Consider the following 23,414-nt stretch of genomic DNA (forward strand, 5'->3'; position numbering starts at 1 on the left):
CGGGTGACGGCGTTACGGCTTGGCCCTGACCAGCCCGGCGTCGTACGCCATGATCACCGCCTGGACGCGGTCGCGCGCGCCGATCTTGGCGAGGACACGTCCGACGTGTTTCTTCACGGTGGACTCGGTGAGGACGAGCCGCTCGGCGATCTCCGTGTTCGTCCAGCCCTGGGCCACAGCGACGAGGACCTCGCGTTCGCGGTCGCTGAGGGACTGGAGCCGGGGGTCCTCCGGAGCGGGGGCGCCGGCCGGCGCGAGCACCCGGTGGGCGTAGGCGTCGAGCAGCCGGCGGGTCAGGCGCGGGGCCACGACGGCGTCGCCGGAGGCGACCGCGCGAATGCCCGCGACGAGTTCCTCGGGGCGGGCGTCCTTGAGCAGGAAGCCGCTGGCGCCGGCGCGCAGGCCGTCGTGGGCGTACTCGTCGAGATCGAAGGTGGTGACGATGAGGACGCGGGTGCGGCCGCCGGAGGCGACGATACGGCGGGTGGCCTCGATGCCGTCCATACCGGGCATGCGGATGTCCATGAGGACGACGTCCGGGCGGAGTTCGGCGGCCTTGCGGACGGCCTCGGCGCCGTGTTCCGCCTCGCCGAGCGGTTCCAGGCCCGGGGTGCCTTCCAGGAGCATGCGGACGCCCATGCGCTGGAGAGGCTGGTCGTCGGCGACGAGGACGGTGGTCATGGCAGTCGCTCTCCCGCTGGTACGTCGAGCACGACGTCGACGAGCCAGCCGTGGCCGGTGTCGTGCGGTCCGATGACGACGGTCCCGCCGTACATGGCGGCCCGCTGCCGGATGCCGACCAGACCGTGGCCGGGGCCGTCGTTCTCCGCCGCCTCCGGCCGCCGGGGGGCTTCTGGCGGTCCGCCGGTGTCGGCGACCCGGACGCGTACTTCTCCCGCCTCGACGGCGAGGGTGACCTCGGCGGACGCGCCGGCCCCGGCGTGCTTGAGGGTGTTGGTCAGTGACTCCTGGACGATGCGGTACACGGTGAGCTGCACGCCGTCGCCGAGGGCGTCGGGGTCGCCCATGGTCCGGTAGGTCACCGGCACACCCGCGGCGCGGACCCGCGCCAGCAGGGGCTCCAGGTCCCGGATGCCCGGCTGCGGGCTGAGCATCGCCGCGTCGTCCTGTTCGTCGCGCAGGACGCCCAGCACGCGGCGCAGTTCGCTCATGGCCTGGCGGCCGGTGTCGCCGAGGACGCGCAGGGCCTCGGCGGACTGTTCGCCCCGGTTGGTGGCTAGGGTGGCGGCGCCGTCGGCGACGCTGACCATGACCGAGAGGTTGTGGCCCACGATGTCGTGCATCTCGCGGGCGACCCGGGAGCGCTCCGCGGCGGCGGTGAGCCGGACGCGCTGGTCGCGTTCGATCTCCAGACGCCGGGCGCGGTCCTCCAGCGCCGCCCGGTACATCCGGCTGATCCGCAGGGTCAGGCCGACGGCCATGGCCGCCGTCGCCGTCCCCAGCAGGAAGAACAGGCCACGCAGCGGATTCCCGGTGTCCACCAGCACCAGGACCCCCACCGTCGTCTCGGCGACGGTCACCGCGGCGGCCCAGCCCAGCGCGCCCAGCGAACCGTGCAGAGCCAGGGAGTACAGGGCGATCAGCGTGCTGACGCCGGCCTGCTGCCACACCCCGAACGACCACTGGACGAGGTTCACGCACGCGAGCAGGAAGAAGGTGACCGCGGGGGCCTTGCGCCGCCACCACAGGGGCACGATGAGGGCCGCGGCGAACAGGTACAGGACACCGGACGGCAGCCGGCCATGGCGGACGGCCTCCCCGAAGGGGCCGTGGCTGGTGTCGGAGAGCAGGTCGGGCAGGCTTATCAGAGCGACGGCGAGAACCACCGCGGTGTCGAGGACCCAGGGATGCCGGCGGTCCAGGCGCTGCCGGTCCTGCCGGCCGCGCCACATGCGCCCGAGGACCGGGTGGCCCCAGTCGGCGTCGAGCCCGGGGGACGCCGGGATCGCAGCCCCCCGGGCGGTGTTCGCGGCGGCTGCCGCGCGTTCCGCGCTCATGGACCCCATTGTCCTGGTGTCCTGGTCAGGCGTCGGTTCGGACCAGCCGGAACGCCGCCCCGGCGAGAGCCAGTGCCACCCAGCCGGCGAAGACCGCGAGCCCGGCACCCGGCGAGAGGGCGTCGGAGGACTCGTGCAGGGCGTAGACGGCGGAGCCCGCGTTGCTGGGGAAGTAGGGGCTGAGGGTGTCGTACCAGGAGTCGGGCAGCAGCGAGGCCAGACCCGGGAGGACGAGCAGGATGCCGACGAGGGCGGCGATGGCCCCGGCGGAGGAGCGGATCAGCACGCCGAGGGCGACGCCGAACACGGCGACGAGGCCGAGGTAGATCCCGGCACCCGCCAGGCTGCGCAGCACGCCGTCGTCGCCCAGGGAGAGTGCGATCTTCTCGCCGTCCAGGCCCGGAGCGCCCAGCTGGAACGCGGCCAGCGCGCCGATGGTGGTGAGGACCAGGGCGATGGGACCGATCACGGCGGCCTTGGACCACAGGACCGGCAGGCGTCGCGGGACCGCGGCGAGGGTGGAGCGGACCATGCCGGTGGTGTACTCGCCCGCGGCCAGCAGCACCCCGAGTACGCCGATGGCCAGCTGAGCGAAGGACACGCCGCTCAGGGCCAGGCTGACCGCGTCGCTGTCGCCGCCGCCCCCCGGACCGGGGGGTCCGTCGGACGCTACGGCGTCGGGACTGTAGGTGTAGGAGGCGATCGCCCCGAAGAGGACCAACAGGAACACGGCGACACCCAGGGTGATCCAGCTGGAGCGCAGCGACCAGAGCTTGGCCCACTCCGAGCGCAGCACCCGCAGCCCGGTCACCTTGTACCGCGTCGTGCGGACAGGGGCAGAGGCAGCGGCGGGGGTAAGGCTGGTGACAGTCATCAGGCGGCCTTCCGGTCCGGGCGGGCGGTGTCGGCGGGAGCACTCTGGTACTCGACGGCATCGCGGGTGAGGTCCATGAACGCCGCCTCCAGGGAGACGGCCTGCGGGGTGAGTTCGTACAGCGGCACCCCGTGCTGGGCGGCGATCGCCCCGATCTCGCGCGCGTCACGTCCGGAGACCAGCAGTTCCTCCTCGGACGCGGAACTGATCGTGACGTCCGGGCCGGCCAGCAGGGAACGCAGCCTCCCGGCCTCGGTGCTGGCGACCTTCACGCCGGCGCCGCCGGCGTCACGGGTGAAGTCGTCGACCGTGGTGTCGGCGAGCAGCCGGCCGCGCCCGATGATCACCAGGTGGTCGGCGATCAGCGCGGTCTCTGCCATCAGGTGGGAGGAGAGCATCACCGCGCGGCCCTCGTCGGCCAGCGCACGCAGGAGGGTGCGCACCCACAGCACGCCCTCGGGGTCGAGGCCGTTGACCGGTTCGTCGAGCATGACGATCGCCGGGTCACCGAGCAGGGCGGAGGCGATGCCGAGCCGCTGGCCCATGCCGAGGGAGAAGCCGCCCACGCGCTTGCCGGCCACGCTGGTCAGCCCGGCCAGCTCGATGACCTCGTCCACCCTGCGGCGCGGGATGCCGTGGGTGTGCGCGAGCGCCATCAGGTGGTTGAACGCGGTACGCCCCGGGTGGACGGACTTGGCTTCCAGCAGGGTGCCGATCTCCTGCAACGGTGCGGTGTGCTCGGCGTACGACGCGCCGTTGACGGTGACCGAGCCGCCGGTGGGGGAGTCAAGGCCGACGATCATGCGCATGGTCGTGGACTTGCCCGCGCCGTTGGGGCCCAGGAACCCGGTCACCTCCCCCGGCTTCACGGTGAAGCTCAACCGGTCGACGACCGTCTTGTCCCCGTAGCGCTTCGTCAGCTCACGCGCTTCGATCATGGAAGTCGCCTCTCTCGCCTCGAATCCGGCCGCGGAAGCGCCGCGGCGTCTGCGTTCGACGTTATGAGCGGGGCCGGTCGAAGCCCTGGGACCGCGGGGGAATCTTCGGTACCCCGGTGGTACCGCGGTACCACCGGGCAGCCCGCGTCCGTGCGACTCAGGGATGACGCGGAAGACAGGGCCCCGGCAGACGCGCCATGCCGTGGCGCACGCCGAGGACGAGGAGGCCGCCGTCCTGTCGGCAGCCCAGGCGCAGCTGCCCCCGGCGCCGGCCGCCGAGTTCGCCGGGCGCGACGAGGCACGCCCCGCGCGCGGTGACCGGGGCGGCGGGCGGACGGCGAGACGCCCACACTGATCGCCGCGCTCGCGCCGACCGGGGTGAGCCCCGGCACGGAGCGCCGGGCAGGGGCGGAGTCCCCGGCCGGTGAGGACGACTTCCCGGCACCGTACGTCGGACACATCGCGGAACTCCCGCGCACGCGGCTGACCCTCTTGACGCCCGGTTGCGCCCGTCAGGGTTCGGCGCGTCACGCCCTCGTGGACCGGCCGGCCCTCCGCGCGACAGAGCGTCGAGGGCCGGCCGCCGTGATCAGACCGCCGGGGCCGGGTATGTGGGGTACTCCACCCCGGAGACGTGCTGGACGACACGGATGACCTGGCAGGAGTAGCCGAACTCGTTGTCGTACCAGAGGTAGAGGATCGCGTTGTCGCCGTCGACCTTGGTGGCGCCGGCGTCGACGATCGAGGCGTGACGCGAGCCGATGAAGTCGCTCGACACCGCGTCGGGGGCCGTGGTGAAGTCGATCTGGCGCTTGAGCGGCGAGGTCAGCGAGACGTCGCGGAGGTATTCCAGGACCTCCTCGCGAGTGGTCTCGCGCCCGAGCCGCAGGCTGAGGATCGCGATCGACACGTCCGGCACCGGGACGCGGATGGAGCTGCCGGTGATCGGCGCCTTGAGGTCGGGCAGCGCCTTGGCGACGGCCGAGGCGGCGCCCGTCTCGGTGATGACCATGTTCAGCGGCGCCGAGCGGCCGCGGCGGTCGGCCTTGTGGTAGTTGTCCAGCAGGTTCTGGTCGTTGGTGAACGAGTGGACGGTCTCCACGTGGCCGCGCAGAACGCCGTACTCGTCGGCCATCGCCTTCAGCGGCGGGACGATCGCGTTGGTGGTGCAGGACGCGCAGGACAGGATCTGCTCGTCCGGCTTGACCGTGTCGTGGTTGACGCCGTGGACGATGTTGGGGACGTCGCCCTTGCCCGGCGCGGTCAGGACGACCTTGTCGATACCGGGGCGCAGATGCTGGGACAGCCCCTCGCGGTCGCGCCACTTGCCGGTGTTGTCGATGAGGATGGCGTTCTTGATGCCGTACGCCGTGTAGTCGACCTCGGACGGGTCGCTCGCGTAGATCACCCGGATCTCGTTGCCGTTGGCGACGATCGTGCTGCTCGTCTCGTCGACGGTGATCGTGCCCTGGAACTGGCCGTGGATGGAGTCGCGGCGCAGCAGTGAGGCGCGCTTGACGAGATCCTCGGAGGCCCGCCCCCCGCCGCCGCGGACGACGATGGCCCGCAGGCGCAGACCGTTGCCGGAGCCCGCCTTCTCGATCAGCAGGCGGGCGACGAGGCGGCCGATCCGGCCGAAGCCGTACAGGACGACGTCGCGCCCCTCGCCACGCTCGATCTTGTTGGCACCGGTGGCCCCGGCGACGGCCTCGGCGGTGAACTCCTCGACCGACAGTCCGCGGTCGTCGGCCTGGTAGGTGGTGGCGAGCATGCCCAGGTCGATCTGGGACGGACCGAGATCGAGGGTGGTGAGGGCCCGCAGGAACGGCAGGGTTTCGGTGACCGACAGTTCCTCACCGGCGATCTGCCGGGCGAAACGGTGGGTCTTGAGGATGCTGACCACCGACTTGTTCACCAGGGAGCGGCTGTGCAGCAGGACCGTGACGTCCCGCTCGCGGTGCAGCTTCCCGATCATCGGGATCATCGACTCCGCGATCTCCTCGCGGGTATTCCAGTTGGTGAACGAGTCCTCGTTGGCAGTCACAGGCTTATCTTTCGAGCTAGGCGGCGCTCATATGCTAGCCGTACGTCGTTTTGACTGTTCAACGGGGTGCCGTGCCTGCGGTCGCCGCAGCTCAGGTGCGGGCGATCAGTCTTGTCTCCTGCAGGACTTGGCCTAATTTGTTGATGGCCTTGCCCGGCAGGCCGATGGAGAAGCGCACCGGATGGTCGCGCGCGTCGGACCGGAGCCGCGCGGGCAGCCGGCCCAGGCGGTCGCGGAAGTCGCGGGCGTACTGGCCCATGACCAGTTCCCTGGGCATCGTCGTGGTCTTCCCGCAGATGTCGCAGACGATCGTCAGCAGGCAGCCGTGGACGTAGGTGAGCCGATGAAGTCGCTCTCCACCGCAGGTGCACTCCAGATACGCGGTCTCCGTCTGGGTCTCGGTCATTGCCGGCTCCTTCTTCGGGTGCGCGGGTGCGCCCGGTGCCCGCCCATCTCCTGCGTGCACACATGTGCATAATGCGGTGACCTCTGCGCCCGCTTCTTCGACGCCCGGGTAAGGGCGATCCCCGGCCCGGTCGAGGACCGGGTGCTGGCCGTGTCCCTCGACCAGCTGTCCCGGATCCCGCGCGTCGCCGGGGCGGAGAAGGCGCGCGGCGTGCTGGGCGCCCCGCGCAGCGGCACCGGCCACGTGCTGATCTGCGACAGCGCCCTGGCCCGGGCCCCGCTCCCCGCCCGGGTCCCGGCCGGCCCGCCCGGGACCGGGGAACAGGCCCGGGGCCCGATAGCGCGGTAACCGACGCGCGGAGTGTGCGACGTGACACAGCTGTCTTCGGAGACGCTGCACAGGGCAGGGAGGTTTCCATGAGCAGTACACCGATTCACCGCCACATCGACGTCAACGGGGTCCGGCTGCACATCGCGGAGCAGGGCCAGGGCCCGCTGGTCGTGCTGCTGCACGGCTGGCCCGAGAGCTGGTACTCCTGGCGTCACCAGTTCACGCCCCTGGCCGAGGCCGGGTACCGGGTGGTGGCGCCCGACCAGCGCGGCTACGCCCGCAGCGAGCAGCCGGAGGACATCAGCTCCTACACCCTGCTCCATCTGGTCGGCGACGTGGTCGGTCTGATCCGCGAACTGGGGGAGGAGCAGGCCGTCCTCGTGGGCCACGACTGGGGCGCCCCCGTCGCCTGGGTCACGGCCATGCTGCGTCCGGACCTCGTGCGGGCCGTCGCCGGACTCAGTGTCCTGCCCGTCCTGCCCGCCGGCGGCGTCCCGCCCTCGATCACCCGTGAGGTCTACGGCGAAGGCTTCTACCAGATCCGCTTCCAGCAGCCGGGGCCCGCCGACGCCGAGTTGGCCAAGGACATCCCGGAGTCCCTCCGCCGCGTCCTGTACGGGGCCTCCGGCGACAACCCGGACACCACCCGGCCCCGTCCGTGGGTCATACCCGAAGGCCGGGGCCTCCTCGATGCCCTGCCCGAACCGCCCGCCCTGCCGGACTGGCTGACCGAGGACGACATCCGGGCCTACGCCGACGACTTCGCCCGCCACGGCGAACGGGCCTTCACCGGCGGCCTCAACTGGTACCGCAACATCGAGCGCAACAGCGAACTGCTCGCGCCCTTCAAGGGCCGCCGGATCGAGGTTCCCGCCCTGTACGTGGTGGGCGACCGCGACATGGTCACATCGCTGCGGGGCGCGGACCGGCTGCGCGCCTCACTGGGCAGGATCGCTCCCTTGCTGCACGCCGACATCACCCTGCCGGGCTGCGGACACTGGACGCAGCAGGAGCGCCCGGCGGAAGTCAACGCCGCCCTGCTCGACTTCCTCGACAACGTCGCGGGCCGTCCGCGTTGAGCCGTCTGGTGCGCTCTATTGGCGCGCTCCAGCCGAGTACGATGAACCTCTGCTCATAAGTGGTGTCAACACCGTGTTGCCGGGGGAGTGGAGACCACCCGTAAGGTGGGCGCCGTCGAAGGGTGGTTCACAGGTGGGTGTTCCGGGCAGGCAGCGGCCCACGATGGCGGACGTCGCCGCCAAGGCGGGCGTCTCCCGGGCGCTGGTCTCGATCGTGTTCCGCGACCAGCCCGGCGCGAGCCGGGAGACCCGCGAGCGTGTCCTGCGCGTCGCCGACGAGATCGGCTACCGCCCCGACAACGCGGCCCGGCTACTGGCCCGCGGCCGCAGCCGCACGCTCGGCGTGATGTTCACCGTCCACCAGACGTTCCACACCAACCTCATCGCGGGCATCTACCCCGAAGCCGAACGGCTCGGCTACGACGTCCTGCTCTCCGCCGCCACTCAGAGCCGCGAAGAGGCCAAGGCCATCGAGGCGCTGCTCAGCCACCGCTGCGAGGCGGTCATCCTGCTGGGTCCCGACGCCGAGCCCGCGTACCTCGACGCGCTCGGCCGCCGGACGGTCGCCGTCTCGGTGAGCCGCCGGGTGCCGCAGGCCCACGTCGACTTCGTGCACTCGGCCGAGGGCAAGGGCGTACGGCAGGCCATGGACCACCTCGTGGAGCTGGGGCACCGCCGGATCGTGCACATCGACGGCGGTCAGGGGCCCGGTTCGGCGGACCGGCGGCGCGCCTACCGGGCCGCGATGCGGCGCCACGGGCTGGAGTCCGAGCTGCGGGTGATCCCCGGCGACCACACCGAACAGTCGGGCATCGAGGCGGGTGACCTGCTGCTGAGCGAGCGGGACGGCGGCCGGCCGCTGCCGACCGCCGTCCTCGCGGGCAACGACCGGTGCGCGTGGGGGCTGTTGATGGCGCTGACCCGGGCGGGCGTCGAGGTCCCGCGCGACATGTCGGTCGTCGGTTACGACGACAGCCACCTCTCCCACCTGATGCCGATCGGCCTGACCACCGTCCGCCAGGACGCGTCCCTCATGGCGGAGCACGCGGTGCGGTTCGCCGTGGAGCGCCTGGAGGACGAGGGGAGGGAGCCGCGGGAGGCGGTCGTGGAACCGAAGCTGGTGGTACGCGGCACCAGCGGGCCGGTCCCGGAAGCAGCGGTCTGACGCCTCCCGCGAGATCCGCCCCTACGGCTATCGAGTCCCCTTCGCGGCGAACTTGGCGATGTCGGCGACGTTGTCCTTGGTGACGAAGGCCGGACCGGTGAGCACCGGGGCGGTGCCTCCGCCGCTGAAGTTGCCGTTCGTCCGGTACAGCCACAGGGAGTCGACGGCGAGGTAGCCCTGCAGGTAGGGCTGCTGGTCGACGGCGAACTCGACCTGGCCGTCCTCGACCGCCTTCACCAGGTCCTTGTTGAGGTCGAACGTCGCGACCTCCGCCTTGCCGCCCGAGTCGGACACCGACTGCACCGCGGTCAGCGCGAACGGGGCGCCGAGGGTGACCACCTGGTCGATGGAGCTGTCCTGCTTGAGCTTGGCCGTGATCGTCGACTTCACGGACGGCATGTCCGTGCCGTTGACGTACAGGTTCTGCGTCTTGCCCTCGAAGCCCTTCTTCAGTCCCGCGCAGCGCGCCTCCAGGGCGACGTGCCCCTGTTCCTGGACGACGCAGAGGGCGTTCTTGGCGCCGAGTTCGTTGAGCCGCTCGCCGAAGGCCTGGCCCGCGATGTTCTCGTCCTGGCCGAAGTACTCGAGCATGCCGAGTTCCTTCCAGTTGTCCAGGCCGGAGTTGAAGCCGACGACAGGGATGCCGGCTGCCTCGGCCTTGGCCACGACGTCCTTCATGGCGTCCGGCTTGGCCGCGGTGAGCGCGATGCCGTCGACCTTCTGGTCGATCGCGTTCTGCACGAGGTTCGCCTGGTTGCCGGCGTTGGGGTCGCTGGAGTACACGAGCTTGATGTTGTCCTTGGCCGCGGCGGCCTGGGCGCCCTTGCGGATGAGGTCCCAGAAGGTGTCGCCGGGGGCCGCGTGCGTGATCATGGCCACCGTCATGCGGGGGGTGTTCGCCTTGCCAGCCGAGGCGTCCGCGCCGCCCTCCTCGGACTTCTTGCCCCCCGAATCGCTGGAGCAGCCCGCCGCGAGCAGCGTGCCGGCGAGAACGGTGGCGGTGAGGGTGGCGGCGCGCGCTCGGTGGTGTCTGCGCATGTCTGTTGCACCTCGCTGTGCGGTTCAGGGTGGCGGGTCAGGTGGGAAAGAGGGCCGGGGTCCGGAGGCCGGGTCCCGAGCAACATGACCAAGCACCCCCCACCCGGGGGGCGCATGGGTGCGGACCACCTGTTCTGGGTCACTGGAGCGCTTTATTAGCGCGCTCTAGTGGCAGGTACTATCCAGCCGTCCACAGGGCTTGTCAACAGGTTTGTCCTGACTTTCCAACAAAGCGTTCGGCGCCTACGACAGGGACGGTCGCCGACCACGCGAGGGCACGTCCGGCGCGGCCAGGTCGTGCTCCGGCACCGGAACGTCGTCCCGGGTGCGCAGGACGGCCGCTGCCGTGCGGTGGCCGAGCCGGAGCCGCGACCTCTCGTCACGGCCGTGCAGGTACCCGGCCGCGAAGGCGTCGCCCGCGCCGACCGGTTCGACCACCGCGACCTGCGGCGTGGGCGGGAAGACACGCCGGCCCGCGGAGTAGGAGGTGGCTCCGTGTTCGGCGTCCTTGACGACGACGAGCGGTGCCGGCGCGAGCAGGGCGGCGATCTCGTCGGGCCGGGCGGTGTGCCACAGGGCCTCGGCCTCGTCCCGACCCACGAAGACGATGTCCGCGGCACGGGCGAGTTCCAGCAGGGTCCGCGCCGCGTCGGCACGGCGGTGGCGCCACAGGGCCGGACGGTGGTTGACGTCGAAGGAGACGACGGGGCGGTTCGGCGTGCGGGAGGCGTCGCCCGTCCACGGAGCGCGGCGTACCACGATCTCCTCCAGCGGACGGGCGCAGCTGTCGGAGAGGGCCGGGGTGATGCCGGACAGGTGCACGACGCGGGTGTCGCGCAGCTCGGGGGCCCGGGCCAGGTCCGGGCCCATGTGCGCGGCGGCTGATCCGCGCCGGTAGTAGTGGGTTCGCGTCGCGTCAGGTCCGGGGTCCTTGAAGTAGACGCCGGTCGGGTGGAGGGGGTCGGTGCGGACAGCGGTCACCTCCACGCCCCGGGAGGCCAGCTCCGTGACGATGCGCTGCCCGAAGGGATCGTCCCCCACACGGCTCAGCCATGCGGCGCGGTGCCCGAGGGCCGCCGGCCCGCAGGCCACGTTGGACTCGGCACCCCGACCGGGAGACGGAGCGTGCGCTGGTCCGCGAGCGGCCGCGCGTCGGGCGGGGCGAGGACGGCCATGGTCTCGCCGAGGCACACGACGTCCAGCGACGCATGCTCGGGGCGTGCGGGTGCGTGGACGCCGGCGGGCGAGTGGGACAAGGCGTTCTCCTGGGCGGGACGGAACGGGACGGGACGGGTACGAGCGGCCGTAGTCAGGCACGAAGGGACGTGGCCAGGCGCAGCATCACCTTGCTGCTGGCACTGGCGGGGTCGGCGGCGACCGCGAGGGCCCGCTCGGCCTGGTCCAGCGGGAAGCGGTGGCTGATGACCGGAGACACGTCCAGGCCGTCGCGCAGGGCGGCGAGGGCGTCGTCGATCTCGTCCACGAAGCGGTAGGAACCGGTCCAGGTGATCTCACGCGTGACCAGGTCGCCCAGGACGGCGGGCTCGGCCGTGCCGGGCAGGTTGCCGACCTGGACGAGGGTGCCGCCACGTGCGGTGGCCCGCAGCACCGGTCCCAGGGCGGCCGGTGCGCCGGACGCCTCGAAGACGATGTCGACGTCCTGCGGCAGCTCCGCGCCGCGGGAGACGGCGATCACCGCGTCAGCGCCCATGCGCCGGGCCACGGAGAGCGACGAGGCGGAGAGATCGGCGGCGATCACCGTTCGCGCTCCGCGGTACTTGGCGGCCGCGACGACCAGGGATCCGATCGGACCCGCGCCGTTGACCAGGACGGTCCGCCCCCGCAGGTCGGGGGCGCGGCCGACCGCGTGCAGGGCGACCGCCAGCGGCTCGGCCAGCGCGCCCGCCTCGGTGCCCACACCGTCGGGAAGCGGGCGGACCTGCACCGCGGGTACGGCCCGGAACTCGCTGAACCCGCCGTCGGTGTGCGGGGTGAGGGCCGCCGAGCCGAAGTAGCGGACACGGGGGTGCAGGTTGGTGCGTCCGGCGAGCCGCTCCGGCAGGAGGTCGCCGCCCCCGGGCCGGGCCGGGTGGACCGTCACCGGCTGCCCCTCCGACAGACCGGTGACCTCCGCTCCCACGGCCGCGATCCGGCCGGCGACCTCGTGGCCGAGGACCAGGGGATGCGCGAGCGCGGCGGTGCCGGACGCGCCCTTTCTCCAGTAGGAGACGTCGGAGCCGCAGATACCGCCCCACTCCATGGCGAGCAGCACCTCGTCCGGCGCCGGCTCGGGCCGGGGCCGGACGTCGATCCTGACGTCGCCCGCGCCGTGCACGACGACGGCCTTCATACGGCTTCCTCCCGCGATGGGGCGTCCTGCCGTCATACGGCGTCCTCCAGTCGAACGAGGTCACGGCCGCGCGTCTCGGGGGACAGGAGCGCCCCGGCGAGCGTGATCAGGGAGTAAACGAGGGGTCGCTGATGGTGCGTCGGACGGCGCCGACCGGCTCCGCCGTGGTGGTGCGGTCCTTCATCATGAACCCGTTTTTCGTGTGCGGGGACGTGTGCGGGGCCCGCGTAGGGTGTGCGCGGGGGCGGTGCGGCAGGACGCGGATCGCCGTTGCGGATGCCGATCCGCGTCACCCGGTTCAGATGCCGACGTGCCCGGCTCGCAGGGCGGACAGATGCCGGGCGACAGCGGCCGTGAGAGCGGAGTCGTCCGCGAGGTCGTGCGCGCCCACGGTCGTCAGGAGCGCGCGGACGGTGTCCGCCGGAGCCGCGCCGGTGCGCCAGCACGCGGCGAGCGCCTCCTGCGCGGGATCGGTGATGCCGAGGTCCTCAAGCCCGGGCATGGTGGTGTGCACCCAGCCCGCGAGCGCGAGTTCCAGCACCGGTGCGGACGCGCCGCGCTCGCGCAGCGACCGCAGGGCCGGCAGCCAGCGCTCGGTGATCTTCAGCGATCCGTCCGAGGCGATCTGCCGCAACAGGTGCCGCATGGCCGTGTTGCCGAAGCGGGTGACGAGGTCGTCGGCGTACCGCTCGGGATCGGGACCTCCGGCGGGCAGGGTGGGCGCGACCTCCGCGCACAGTGCCCTCACCAGCCGTTCGCCCCAGCCGCCGGCCATGGTGTCGGCGATGGTGGTGCAGCCCGCGGCGGTCCCGAGGAAGGCGAGCGCCGAGTGCGAGCCGTTGAGCAGCCGCAGCTTCGTGAGCTGGTAGGGAGCGACGTCGGGGACGAGGAGGGCGCCGTCGAGTTCCCATGGCGGGCGCGGGGCGGCGAAGCGGTCCTCCAGGACCCACTGCCGGTACGGCTCGCCGCTCACGGCAAGCGCGTCCTCGACACCCAGCGCGCCGGCCGTCTCCGTCACGTCGGCGGCCGTCGTGGCGGGGACGATCCGGTCCACGACGGTGTCGGGGAAGGCCACGTGCCGGGCCATCAGGTCCAGCACCCGCTCGCTGTCCCGCCACCCCGACGCGCGGACGGCGTCCCGTACGACCCGGCCCAGTACGGCGCCGTTGTCCGCCATGTTGTCGCAGGAGACGACGCTGATCGGGGCGGCGCCGCGGCGCATCCGCGTGGCCAGAGCGGCGGCCAGCCGTCCGATCACCGTGGTCCCGAGGGCGGGAACCGCCGGGTCGAGGCCGCCGGTCCGGGGCGAACGGTGGTAGCCCTTCTCCGTGATCGTGAGTGTCACCACGGTGGTCTCCGGATCGGCGAGGAGCGCGTCGACGGCCGCGGTGTCGCGTCCCATGGCGTGGGCGCCGACGAGCGACCCGACGACCCGTGGGGGACCGCCCCCGGGGTGGCGTTCCGTCACCGAGTACAGGCAGTCCTGGGCGCGCAGGGCGTCCCCGGTCGCCGTGGACCGGGGAGCGACCGCGGCGATGCCCCAGGGCTCGCCCGACCGCGCCGCCGCGGTCTCCGTGTAGACGGCCTGGTGCGCCCGGTGGAAGGCTCCGATACCGAAGTGCAGGACACGGGGGCGCAGTTCGGCGGGGTCGACGAGGGGACGCGTCTCGGGCGCGAGCCCGCGCAGCGCACGGGCGTTGAGGGATCCCATGCCGCTCACCAGTCGTGGACCGAGCCGTCGAGGCGGCGCGCCACCGGCAGATAACGCCGCTGGTACGGGAAGCGTTCGGCGGCCTTCTCGTCGTACTCCACCCCGAGGCCGGGCTCGTCGGAGGGGTGCAGCATCCCGTCGGCGAAGGTGACACCCGTCCGGAAGACCTCGGCGGCCTCGTCCGGGTGGCCCATGTGCTCCTGGATGCCGAAGTTCGGCACGGCGATGTCGAGGTGCACGGCGGCGGCCATGCTGACGGGGGAGAGGTCCGTGGCGCCGTGCGAACCGGTCCGCACCTGGTACAGGGCGGCGAGGTCGAAGATCCGGCGCAGGTGTGTGATGCCGCCCGCGTGGACCACGGTGGTGCGCACGTAGTCGATGAGCTGCTCGGTGATCAGGTGCTGGACGTCCCAGATCGTGTTGAGGACCTCGCCGACGGCGATCGGTGTCGTCGTGTGCTGCCGGATCAGCCGGAACGCCTCCTGGTTCTCGGCCGGGGTCGGGTCCTCCATCCAGAACAGCCTGCAGCCCTCGACGCTCTTGCCGAAGCGGGCCGCCTCGATCGGGGTGAGCCGGTGGTGCACGTCGTGCAGGAGGTGGAAGTCGAAGCCGAAGCGCTCCCGGACGGCCTGAAGGTACGTCGGCGCGAAGCCGAGGTAGGCCTCGGTGTCCCAGGGCTGCTCGTCGGGCAGGTCGGTCGCGGCCGGTTCGTACAGCTTGCCCTTGCGGACGCCGTACGTGGCGCCGACGTCGGGCACGGCCGCCTGCGCCCGTACCGCCTTGTAGCCCAGCTCCAGGTAGCGCTCGACGTCGTCGAGCAGGGACGGCACGTCGGTGCCGCTGGCGTGCGAGTAGACGAGCACGCCGTCGCGGGAGCGTCCGCCGAGGAGCTGGTAGACGGGCAGTGAGGCGGTCTTGCCCTTGATGTCCCACAGGGCGGTGTCGACGGCGGCGATGGCGGTCATGGTGACCGGCCCGCGCCGCCAGTACGCGCCTCGGTAGAGGTACTGCCAGATGTCCTCGATCCGTGCGGGGTCTCTGCCGATCAGCAGCGGCACGAGGTGGTCCCGCAGATAACTCGCCACGGCCAGCTCGCGGCCGTTGAGCGTGGCGTCACCGAGGCCGGTCACCCCGTCCGTGGTGGTGATGCGCAGTGTGACGAACGTGCGCCCTGGGGAGGCGACGAACACCTCGACGCGTTCGATCCTGCTCACTGATGAGCTCTCCTTACGGCAACGGTGGTCGGCTCCGGCCAACGGCCGCGGTCCTCGGCGTCCACGCCAGGCCGGACTGCTTGTCGAACAGTACTGGTATACAAGCATCTGTCGCGGAGTCGCGGCAATGCCTCCGCCGAGGTCTTCGCGTAAGAGCGGGCCCCCTGGCCGTGCGCCGGGCGGTCATGATCCCGGCGATACGATGGGCTTCATGGCCCAACCGAAACGGCAGCGGAGCAGCCGGCGCGAGATCTATGCGACGTTGCGTCAGATGGTGCTGACGCTCCAGCTCCCGCCGGGCGCCGCGCTGTCGGAGAACGAGCTGGCGGCGTCGCTGGGCGTCAGCCGCACGCCGGTGCGGGAGAGCCTGATCCTCCTGTCCCAGGAAGGGCTCGTGCAGGTCTTCCCGCAGATCGGCTCGTTCGTCTCACGGGTGGACCCGGCCCAGGTCGCCGACGCCCAGTTCCTGCGGGAGGCGGTCGAGCTGGCCGCGCTGGACGACCTGCCCACCGACCTGGACGCCGCGGTCCTCAGGGAACTGCGCGACAACCTCCGGCGTCAGCAGCGCGAGGGCCTCGGGCTCGAGGAGTTCTTCGAGCTCGACGAGGCGTTCCACCAGGGCCTGATGCGGCTCAGCGGCCACGCGAACGCCTGGACGACCGTCGCCGCGGCCAAGGGACACCTGGACCGCGCCCGCCGGCTCGGCCTGTACGAGAACGCGTCGCCCGCGGTCTTCGCCGACCAGCACCGGGAGATCTTCGACGCGGTGGTCGGCGGGGACGTGTCACTGGCGCGTACGGCGATGCGCACGCACCTGCGAGCCGTCTTCGGCGACATCGAACGCATCAGGGCCCATTCGCCCGAGCTGTTCGCCACCGACCCCTCGGCGGTGCCGGTGCGGCGCAACGTCGTGGTCTGGGAGTAGCGGTCTCACTCCGCCTCGCGGCCCGACAGCCGTTCGACACCGCGCAGCAGGGCGGAGTGGTCGAGTGAGCCGTCGCCGTTGGCGCGGGCGGACGCCATCAGCTGGGCGGTCAGGGAACCGAGGGGGAGCACGGCGCCGGTGGCGCGGGCCGCGTCGGTGACGATGCCCATGTCCTTGTGGTGCAGGTCGACGCGGAACCCCGGCTTGAAGTCCCGGTTCAGCATGTTGTCCCTCTTGCGGGCGAGGACGGTGGAACCGGCGAGGCCCCCGCCGAGCACCTCCAGGGCGGAGGGCAGGTCGGCGCCCGCCTTCTGCAGGAAGACGACCGCCTCGGCCAGCGCCTGGATGTTGACCGCCACGATGAGCTGGTTGGCGGCCTTGACGGTCTGCCCGGCACCGTGCGGCCCGACGTGGACCACGGTCGTGCCGAGGGCGCCGAAGACCGGCTCGGCCTCGTCGAAATCCGCCGCGTCACCGCCGGCCATGATGGACAGGACGCCCTCGACGGCGCCGGCCTCACCACCGGACACCGGGGCGTCCAGCACGCGGACGCCCTTGCCGCGGCCCGCCTCGGCGATCGCGACGGCGGTGCGTGGGCTCACGCTGCTCATGTCGATGAGGAGGGTGCCCGGACGGGCGTGGTCCAGTACGCCGTTCTCGCCGAGGACGACCTCGGTGACCTCGGGGTCCGCCGGGAGCATCGTGATGACGACGTCCGCGTCGGCGACCGCGGCGGCGATGCTGTCCGCCCCCTGGCCGCCCGCCTCGACCAGGCGGTCCACCGCCGGGCGGCTCCGGTTGTGTCCGATGACCGTGTGCCCGGCCCGGACGAGGTTGGCTGCCATGGGGAAGCCCATGATGCCGAGGCCGATGAAGGCGATCGTGCGGGACTGGACGGCTGACGTACCCATGTGGTCTGCGCTTCCTTCCGAGCTGATCGTGACCCGACACTACGACGCCGTGCGAGGTCCGCCCAAGGGCGCGTTCGCAGGGTGCGGATGACGGGAGAAGGGCATGTCGAATGATGGATTAATGATGGGTTCCATCTCTTCAGAAATGAGGTGTCGCGCACCTACCTTTGCGTCCGGGGAAGGTCCCGGTCGGCTCCTGACGCCTTCCTCACCCCGCACCTGATGGGCATGACCCGCCACCGAAAGGCCATGGCATGAGCACCGCACCGCACGCCAGGATCGCCGGCGCCCCCATCTCCTGGGGCGTCTGCGAGGTACCCGGCTGGGGATACCAGTTGACGCCCGAGCGCGTCCTGAAGGAGATGCGCGAGGTGGGCCTGGCCGCCACCGAGTTCGGCCCCGACGGCTTCCTGCCCGGCGAACCGGACGCCATGGCCCAGGTCCTCGCCCACCACGACCTCCAGGCCATCGGCGGCTTCACCCCGCTCCTGCTCCACGTCCCCGGCCACGACCCGGTGCCCGAGGTGGAACAGCTCCTGCGGAACTACGCGGCCTCGAACGCCGACGTCCTCGTCCTGTCGGCCGTCACCGGCCAGGACGGCTACGACTCCCGCCCCGAACTCGACGCCGACGGCTGGAAGCTGCTCCTGTCCAACCTGGACCGCCTCACCACCCTCGCCGCCGAACGGGGCGTACGTGCCGTCCTGCACCCGCACGTCGGCACGATGATCGAGAACGGCGACGAGGTGCGGCGCGTCCTGGAGCACTCGGCGATCTCGCTCTGCCTCGACACCGGGCACCTGCTCATCGGCGGCACCGACCCGGCCGAACTCACCCGCCAGGCCCCCGAACGGATCGCCCACACCCACATGAAGGACGTGGACGCCTCCCTCGCCGCCAAGGTCCAGTCCGGCCGCCTCAGCTACACGGACGCCGTGCGCGAGGGCATGTACCGCCCGCTCGGCGCGGGTGACGTCGACGTCGAGGCCATCGTGACCCACCTCGCCGCCCGCGGATACGACGGCTGGTACGTCCTGGAGCAGGACACCATCCTCACCGAGGAGCCCCGGCAGAAGGGCCCGGTCGAGGACGTGTGGGCCAGCACCGAGCACCTGCGCTCGGTGCTGGGCGGCGCCGCGTAGCACGGGGACGGCGCAGGAGGGGGTGGCGCCGGACCGGCGCCACCCCCTCCTTTCGCTTCTCACCGTGCGGTCGGAGGCACCATCCGCGGCCGGACCGGGAAGCCCGCCGCCCGGTAACAGTCGTCGATGAGGCGCATGGTGGTCAGCGCGTCACCGGCGTCAAGGGGGAGGGGCGCGCCCTCGCGCAGATGGGCGGCGAGGGCGTCCAGCTGGTAGGTGTACGAGGAACGGCGGCCGAGTTCCTCGGTGCGCTCACCGGTGGGCGCCCGGACCACGACCCGGTCGTCCACGTGCGGCTGCACGAAGTTCAGCGCCGTGGCCTCGCCCCGGCTGCCCACGATCCGGCAGCTGAACCGCAGTTCGGGGTGAGCCATGTGGCAGCGCGCACGGCCCGTCGCCCCGTCCGGGAACTCGAGGTCGGCGTCCAGCCATTCGTCGACCCCCGGCGCGCCCGCCCTCTCGCCACCGCGCGCGGCGACCAGACGAGGCGCGCCGCCCGCCCAGGGGGCCAGCATCCGCAGGGCGTGCAGGCTGTAGCAGCCCAGATCCATCAGGGCGCCGCCCGCGAGCGGGAACGACCACCGGGGGTCGTCGTCGTGGGGCGCGGGCATGGTCATCACGGTTTCCACGTGCCGGAGCTCCCCCAGTTCCCCGCTCTCCAGCAGCTCGTGGAGGCGCCGGGTGACCGGGTGGAAGAGGTAGTGGAAGCCCTCCATGAAGACCGTGCCCGCCGTGGTGACGGCCTCGTGGACCTCGGCCGCCTCCTCCGCGTTGCTCGCGGACGGCTTCTCCGTCAGTACGTGCTTGCCCGCGGCCAGGGCCGCCACGTTCCACGGGCCGTGCAGCCCGTTGGCGAGCGGGTTGTAGACGACCTCGACCTCGGGGTCGGCGACGAGTTCTCCGTACGAGCCGACGACCCGCTCCACGCCGTGACGCTCCGCGAAGGCGGTGGCACGGGCGCGGTCGCGGGCGGCCACCGCGACGAGGCGGTGGCCCCCCGCACGGGCGGGGCCGACGATCGCTAGCTCGGCGATCCGGGCCGCGCCCAGCACACCGATCCGCAGCGGCTCGCCCCTCATGCCTTGCGTACCTCCTCCAGCCGTACGGGCCGGTGCTCGTGCAGCGACAGCGTGCACGCCTCGGCGATCCAGCTCGCCTCGATGGCGTCCGCCACCGTGCACGGGGAGGGGCGGGTGCCCGTCACGACCTCGGTGAACGCGGTGAGCTCGGCGCGGTAGGCGTCGGCGAAGCGGTCCATGAAGAAGTCGTGCGGGGTGCCCGAGGGGAAGGTGACCCCGGGCTCGACGGACCGCAGCGGCAGCCGGTCCTCCAGGCCCACCGCGATGCTGTCCTTCATGCCGTGCAGCTCCAGGCGCACGTCGTAACCGCGGGCGTTGTGCCGGGAGTTGGAGATGACGGCGATGGTGCCGTCGTCGAGGGTGAGCAGTGCGGACGCCGTGTCGACGTCACCGGCCGCCGCGATGTAGTCCGCGCCCCGGTTGCCGCCGGTCGCGTACACCTCGACCACCTCGCGGCCCGTCACCCAGCGCACGATGTCGAAGTCGTGGACGCTGCAGTCGCGGAAGATGCCCCCGGAGACGGCCACGTACGCGGCCGGCGGAGGGGCCGGGTCCAAGGTGGTGGACCGGACGGTGTGCAACAGGCCGAGTTCGCCGCTCACCACGGCTTTCCGCGCGGCGACGCAGCCAGCGTCGAAGCGCCGGTTGTAGCCGATGTGCACCTCGACACCGCCGTCCTCGACGGCGCGCAGCACCTCCAGGCTCTCCTCGACGCCCTTGGCCACGGGCTTCTCGCAGAAGACCGGGACGCCCGCCTTGACGGCGGCGAGGATGAGCTGGGGGTGCGCGTCGGTCGCGGCGGCGATGACGACGCCGTCGACACCGGCGGCGAACACGGCCTCGGGGGAGTCGACGGCCGTCGCCCCGAACCGTTCGGCGGCGGACGCGGCGGCCGCGGCCACCGGGTCGGTCACCACCAGGGAGTCCACCACGTCGAGTCCCGACAGGGTTTCCGCGTGGAACGCGCCGATCCGGCCCAGCCCCATGATGCCCAAACGCATGATCTTGCTCCTTATAGCCCAGAGGGCGGTTCAGTCGAGCCCGCCGAAAACGATCTGGTCCCAGTCGATCACCGATCCGGTGACCACCCCGCTGCGCTCGGACAGCAGGAAGACGACGAAATCGGCGATCTCGTCGACCTGGCCGAGCTTGCCCATCGGCTGTGACTGGGCGGCCTTCTCCCGCCAGTCGTCGCCCGCCCCGTGGAAGGCGCGCTGGATCGCGTCCTCGCCCTCGGTCTCCGTCCAGCCGATGTTGAGGCCGTTGATCCGGATGCGGTCCCAGCGGTGCGCGTGCGCGGCGTTGCGGGTCAGCCCGGCGAGACCGGCCTTGGCCGCGACGTACGGGGCGAGGAACGGCTGCCCGCCGTGTTCCGAGGAGGTGATGATGTTGACGATCGTGCCGGGCGCCTTGCGGCCGACCAGGTGCTGGACGGCCGCCTGCATGGCGAAGAACGGAGCCCGCAGGTTGATCGCGATGTGCGCGTCGAACAGCTCCGGAGTGGTGTCAAGGAGTGAGCCGCGCGAGGTCAGCCCCGCCGCGTTGACGAGACAGTCGACGCGGCCGTGCCCGGCCACCGTGCGGACGACGCTGTCGCGCGCCTGGTCCGGGTCCGTGAGGTCCGCGGGCACGAAGTGCGCGCCCGTGTCCGCGGCGAGCTTCTCGCCGATCTCCACCCTGCGTCCCGTGAACACGACGGTCGCGCCCTCGCGCAGGGCCGCCCGCACGATGCCCGCGCCGACGCCCTGGCTGCCGCCGTTGACGAGGACGACCTTGTCCTCCAGCAGTCCCATGAGTACGTGGTCTCCTTCAGCTCTGGCGGCGCTCGGCGGCCGCACGCAGTTCCTGTCGCAGCCGCTCAGGAGCCCAGCCCTCGGTCACGGCCCGCCAGACGGTGTCCGCCTGGGACGGCGGAGCGAGACCGTCGACCGGCGGGTCGAGGTCCAGGTTGGTGGGGAAGGGGTAGCCCTCGGCCGTGGCGGCGACGACGCGGCGCAGCCACTCCTGCGGGGCGCCCTCGGCCCTGCGGCGCAGCAGCACCGGGAACAGGGCGTTCGCCATCGCCTCCCGGTCCACGGACTCCATCGCGCGGCCGACGGCGGAGGAGACCTGCAACAGGTTCGCCATGCGTCTGATGCCGGACGAGCGGTTGTGCCCGGCGGCGTGGAAGAGCGCCGGGTTGAAGAACACCGCGTCACCCTTCGCCAGCGGGAGCTGGACATGGTGCTCGTCGAAGTACGCGACGAACTCCGGGAGCCGGAAGGCCAGATAGCCGGGCTCGTACTTCTGCGAGTGCGGCAGGAACAGCGTCGGCCCTGACTCGACCGGCATGTCGCAGTGCGCCACCGCGCCCTGCAGGGTCAGCAGGGGGGAGAGGCGGTGGACGTGCGCGGGGTACGCGGCGGCCTGTTCCTGGGAGAGGAAACCCAGGTGGTAGTCGCGGTGCGCGCTCTGGGCGGCGCCGCCCGGGTTCACCACGTTGACCTGCGAGGTCACCTGGTAGCCGGGCCCCAGCCAGGCCTCGGAGACCAGCTCCAGCACGGCGTTGGCGTAGTAGTCGGCGAAGACCTCGGGGGCGTGTACGGCCAGCTTCTCCAGCGCGTTCCAGATCCGGTCGTTGGCGCCCGGCTTGGCGAAGTGGTCGCCCCGTGCCGTGCCCGCCGCGCGCTCCTGTTCGATCAGCGCGTCGAAGGCCTCGGACGCCCGGTCCACCACGGCCGGGTCGCTGTAGGCGGCCTTGAGGACCACGACACCCGGCCCGTCCAGCAGGGCCCGCACCAACTCGCTCTGCACGGCCCGCCGGCCCCCGGGCTCCGCCGTCAGACCACGGAGCCGCTCGCTGTCGTACACCAGGACCTGTCGCTCGACCCGCTCGGCCGAAGGGTACGCCTGAGGGTCGGTGGCCTGCTCGACCAGCGAGCGGAACGCCTCGAGATCGCAGTCGTCCTGACTCAGCCACGTCCGTGACCCCGTGCGTGATCCCGCGTCTGTGAGGGACATCCCGGTCCTTTCGCCACGCGTGCCTTTCTGCAAGTCTTATGAACCGGCACCCGTCATTCAATCCGCAGCAACCCATCAAAAGTCCATCATCGGCTCTCGGGAACTCGGGAACAGTCATGCGGCATCCGTATCCGATCAGGGAGATCGCCCGTCAGGCAGGGCTGAGCGAGGCCACCGTCGACCGGGTCCTCAACAGCAGGGGAGGCGTGCGGGAGAGCACCGTCATGGAGGTTTACCAGGCGATCAAGGACCTGGACCGGCAGCGGACCCAGGTCCGCATCGGGGGACGCACCTTCATGATCGACATCGTGATGCAGACCCCGGACCGGTTCTCGACGGCCGTACGGAACGCCCTGGAGGCCGAACTGCCGTCCCTGCACCCCGCGGTCGTGCGTTCGCGCTTCCACTTCCGTGAGACCGGTCCCGCCTCGGAGCTGATCTCCACCCTGGACAAGATCGCCAAGCGGGGCTCGCAGGGCGTCATCCTCAAGGCCCCGGACCTGCCGGAGGTCGGCGCGGTCGTCGGCCGGCTGGTCGCGGCCGGCATCCCCGTCGTCACCCTGGTCACCGATCTGCCCAGCAGCGCCCGTATGGCGTACGTCGGCATCGACAACCGCGCGGCCGGAGCCACGGCCGCCTACCTCGTCGGGCAGTGGCTCGGTGACCGGCCCGGCAACGTGCTCATCACCATCAGCCGGGGTTCCTTCCGCAACGAGGAGGAGCGCGAGATGGGCTTCCGCAGCGCGATGCGCGTCGCCCACCCCCGGCGGTCCCTGGTGGAGGTCACCGACAGCGACGGCCTGGACGCCACCCAGCGAGACCTGGTGCTGGAGGCGCTCAAGCGGGACGAGGACATCGTCGCCGTCTACTCCGCCGGTGGTGGCAACGCCGCGACCCTCGACGCCTTCGACACCCTCGGACGCACGTGCGCGGTGTTCGTCGCCCACGACCTGGACCACGACAACACCCGGCTGCTCGGCGAACGCCGCCTGTCCGCCGTCCTCCACCACGACCTGCGCCAGGACATGCGCCGCGCCTGCCAGTCCATCATGCGCGCCCACAAGGCCCTGCCCGACGAAGGGCCCGCCCTGCCCTCGGCGATCCAGGTGGTCACCCCGTACAACATGCCGCCCGGGGCGTCCGCCCTGATGGACGCGAGCTGACGAGTCCTTGGAAGTGACGTGATCTAC

The 23,414-nt window shown here is 71.9% G+C and carries 22 protein-coding genes and 1 pseudogene; 7 read left to right on the forward strand and 16 right to left on the reverse strand.

What is annotated here, in order from left to right; translation table 11 throughout:
• Positions 1-12 precede the first annotated feature (12 nt).
• The 4 genes from ACZ49J_RS20225 to ACZ49J_RS20240 are packed head-to-tail and all read right to left on the reverse strand — an operon-like array spanning position 13 to position 3,830.
• Complete coding sequence (locus ACZ49J_RS20225; RefSeq protein ID WP_467449687.1) at positions 13-681, reverse strand: response regulator; 669 nt, start codon at positions 679-681, stop codon at positions 13-15.
• Positions 678-2,018 carry a sensor histidine kinase gene (locus ACZ49J_RS20230; protein WP_467449688.1) on the reverse strand — a complete coding sequence of 447 codons (1,341 nt, stop codon included), beginning with the start codon at positions 2,016-2,018 and terminating at the stop codon, positions 678-680. The genes ACZ49J_RS20225 and ACZ49J_RS20230 overlap by 4 nt, the downstream gene beginning before the upstream one ends.
• 25 nt (positions 2,019-2,043) lie before the next feature.
• A complete protein-coding gene (locus tag ACZ49J_RS20235; RefSeq protein ID WP_467449689.1) occupies positions 2,044-2,892 on the reverse strand; it encodes an ABC transporter permease in 849 nt (282 codons plus the stop codon).
• Positions 2,892-3,830 carry an ABC transporter ATP-binding protein gene (locus ACZ49J_RS20240; protein WP_467449690.1) on the reverse strand — a complete coding sequence of 313 codons (939 nt, stop codon included), beginning with the start codon at positions 3,828-3,830 and terminating at the stop codon, positions 2,892-2,894. The genes ACZ49J_RS20235 and ACZ49J_RS20240 overlap by 1 nt, the downstream gene beginning before the upstream one ends.
• A gap of 163 nt (positions 3,831-3,993) precedes the next feature.
• Here ACZ49J_RS20240 and ACZ49J_RS20245 point away from each other — a divergent pair, with 163 nt between their 5' ends.
• Complete coding sequence (locus tag ACZ49J_RS20245) at positions 3,994-4,185, forward strand: hypothetical protein (RefSeq protein ID WP_467449693.1); 192 nt, start codon at positions 3,994-3,996, stop codon at positions 4,183-4,185.
• Between the two features lie 234 nt (positions 4,186-4,419).
• Here the strand turns inward: ACZ49J_RS20245 and ACZ49J_RS20250 are convergent, their stop codons facing one another.
• A complete protein-coding gene (locus ACZ49J_RS20250) occupies positions 4,420-5,874 on the reverse strand; it encodes a glyceraldehyde-3-phosphate dehydrogenase (protein ID WP_467449694.1) in 1,455 nt (484 codons plus the stop codon).
• A 91-nt stretch (positions 5,875-5,965) separates the two neighbouring features.
• Positions 5,966-6,280 (reverse strand): hypothetical protein, encoded by a 315-nt coding sequence (locus tag ACZ49J_RS20255; protein ID WP_467449696.1) that lies wholly within the window; start codon positions 6,278-6,280, stop codon positions 5,966-5,968.
• 87 nt (positions 6,281-6,367) lie between these two features.
• On the opposite strand from ACZ49J_RS20255, the pseudogene ACZ49J_RS20260 reads away from it, so the two are divergent.
• The 3 genes and pseudogenes from ACZ49J_RS20260 to ACZ49J_RS20270 form a co-directional block, all read left to right on the forward strand.
• A pseudogene (locus ACZ49J_RS20260) lies at positions 6,368-6,628 on the forward strand (sugar-binding transcriptional regulator); the annotation flags it as partial.
• Positions 6,629-6,696: 68 nt separating this feature from the next.
• Positions 6,697-7,689, forward strand: a complete 993-nt coding sequence (locus tag ACZ49J_RS20265) for an alpha/beta fold hydrolase (protein WP_467449697.1) — start codon at positions 6,697-6,699, stop codon at positions 7,687-7,689.
• Positions 7,690-7,852: 163 nt separating this feature from the next.
• Complete coding sequence (locus ACZ49J_RS20270) at positions 7,853-8,854, forward strand: LacI family DNA-binding transcriptional regulator (protein ID WP_467449783.1); 1,002 nt, start codon at positions 7,853-7,855, stop codon at positions 8,852-8,854.
• 27 nt (positions 8,855-8,881) lie between these two features.
• On the opposite strand, the gene ACZ49J_RS20275 is transcribed toward ACZ49J_RS20270, so the two are convergent.
• The 5 genes from ACZ49J_RS20275 to manD form a co-directional block, all read right to left on the reverse strand.
• Entirely contained in the window at positions 8,882-9,892 is a 1,011-nt protein-coding gene (locus ACZ49J_RS20275; RefSeq protein WP_467449699.1) for a sugar ABC transporter substrate-binding protein, read from the reverse strand.
• A 243-nt stretch (positions 9,893-10,135) separates the two neighbouring features.
• Complete coding sequence (locus ACZ49J_RS20280) at positions 10,136-11,209, reverse strand: sugar kinase (RefSeq protein ID WP_467449701.1); 1,074 nt, start codon at positions 11,207-11,209, stop codon at positions 10,136-10,138.
• Complete coding sequence (locus tag ACZ49J_RS20285) at positions 11,202-12,278, reverse strand: L-idonate 5-dehydrogenase (protein ID WP_467449703.1); 1,077 nt, start codon at positions 12,276-12,278, stop codon at positions 11,202-11,204. The genes ACZ49J_RS20280 and ACZ49J_RS20285 overlap by 8 nt, the downstream gene beginning before the upstream one ends.
• Positions 12,279-12,540: 262 nt before the next feature.
• Positions 12,541-13,953 carry a mannitol dehydrogenase family protein gene (locus ACZ49J_RS20290; RefSeq protein ID WP_467449704.1) on the reverse strand — a complete coding sequence of 471 codons (1,413 nt, stop codon included), beginning with the start codon at positions 13,951-13,953 and terminating at the stop codon, positions 12,541-12,543.
• A gap of 5 nt (positions 13,954-13,958) precedes the next feature.
• Positions 13,959-15,167 (reverse strand): D-mannonate dehydratase ManD, encoded by a 1,209-nt coding sequence (gene manD / locus ACZ49J_RS20295; protein WP_467449705.1) that lies wholly within the window; start codon positions 15,165-15,167, stop codon positions 13,959-13,961.
• Between the two features lie 211 nt (positions 15,168-15,378).
• On the opposite strand from manD, the gene ACZ49J_RS20300 reads away from it, so the two are divergent.
• Positions 15,379-16,092 (forward strand): GntR family transcriptional regulator, encoded by a 714-nt coding sequence (locus tag ACZ49J_RS20300; protein WP_467449706.1) that lies wholly within the window; start codon positions 15,379-15,381, stop codon positions 16,090-16,092.
• Between the two features lie 5 nt (positions 16,093-16,097).
• On the opposite strand, the gene ACZ49J_RS20305 is transcribed toward ACZ49J_RS20300, so the two are convergent.
• Positions 16,098-17,003, reverse strand: coding sequence for a 2-hydroxy-3-oxopropionate reductase (locus ACZ49J_RS20305; RefSeq protein ID WP_467449708.1), 906 nt, complete (start codon positions 17,001-17,003; stop codon positions 16,098-16,100).
• 254 nt (positions 17,004-17,257) lie between these two features.
• Between ACZ49J_RS20305 and ACZ49J_RS20310 the strand changes: the two genes are divergently transcribed.
• Positions 17,258-18,145, forward strand: a complete 888-nt coding sequence (locus tag ACZ49J_RS20310; RefSeq protein ID WP_467449709.1) for a sugar phosphate isomerase/epimerase family protein — start codon at positions 17,258-17,260, stop codon at positions 18,143-18,145.
• A 59-nt stretch (positions 18,146-18,204) separates the two neighbouring features.
• On the opposite strand, the gene ACZ49J_RS20315 is transcribed toward ACZ49J_RS20310, so the two are convergent.
• Genes ACZ49J_RS20315 through ACZ49J_RS20330 form a run of 4 tightly spaced genes read right to left on the reverse strand, consistent with a single transcriptional unit; the run spans position 18,205 to position 22,224 of the window.
• Positions 18,205-19,224 carry a Gfo/Idh/MocA family protein gene (locus ACZ49J_RS20315; protein ID WP_467449710.1) on the reverse strand — a complete coding sequence of 340 codons (1,020 nt, stop codon included), beginning with the start codon at positions 19,222-19,224 and terminating at the stop codon, positions 18,205-18,207.
• Complete coding sequence (locus tag ACZ49J_RS20320; protein WP_467449711.1) at positions 19,221-20,225, reverse strand: Gfo/Idh/MocA family protein; 1,005 nt, start codon at positions 20,223-20,225, stop codon at positions 19,221-19,223. Before ACZ49J_RS20320 ends, ACZ49J_RS20315 begins: the two co-directional genes overlap by 4 nt.
• A gap of 30 nt (positions 20,226-20,255) precedes the next feature.
• Positions 20,256-21,017 carry an SDR family oxidoreductase gene (locus ACZ49J_RS20325; RefSeq protein ID WP_467449713.1) on the reverse strand — a complete coding sequence of 254 codons (762 nt, stop codon included), beginning with the start codon at positions 21,015-21,017 and terminating at the stop codon, positions 20,256-20,258.
• A gap of 16 nt (positions 21,018-21,033) precedes the next feature.
• Positions 21,034-22,224, reverse strand: coding sequence for a phytanoyl-CoA dioxygenase family protein (locus ACZ49J_RS20330; RefSeq protein WP_467449715.1), 1,191 nt, complete (start codon positions 22,222-22,224; stop codon positions 21,034-21,036).
• Between the two features lie 116 nt (positions 22,225-22,340).
• On the opposite strand from ACZ49J_RS20330, the gene ACZ49J_RS20335 reads away from it, so the two are divergent.
• A complete protein-coding gene (locus ACZ49J_RS20335; protein WP_467449716.1) occupies positions 22,341-23,387 on the forward strand; it encodes a LacI family DNA-binding transcriptional regulator in 1,047 nt (348 codons plus the stop codon).
• Positions 23,388-23,414: the final 27 nt, after the last annotated feature.

Source organism: Streptomyces sp. NPDC030840 (assembly GCF_055572015.1).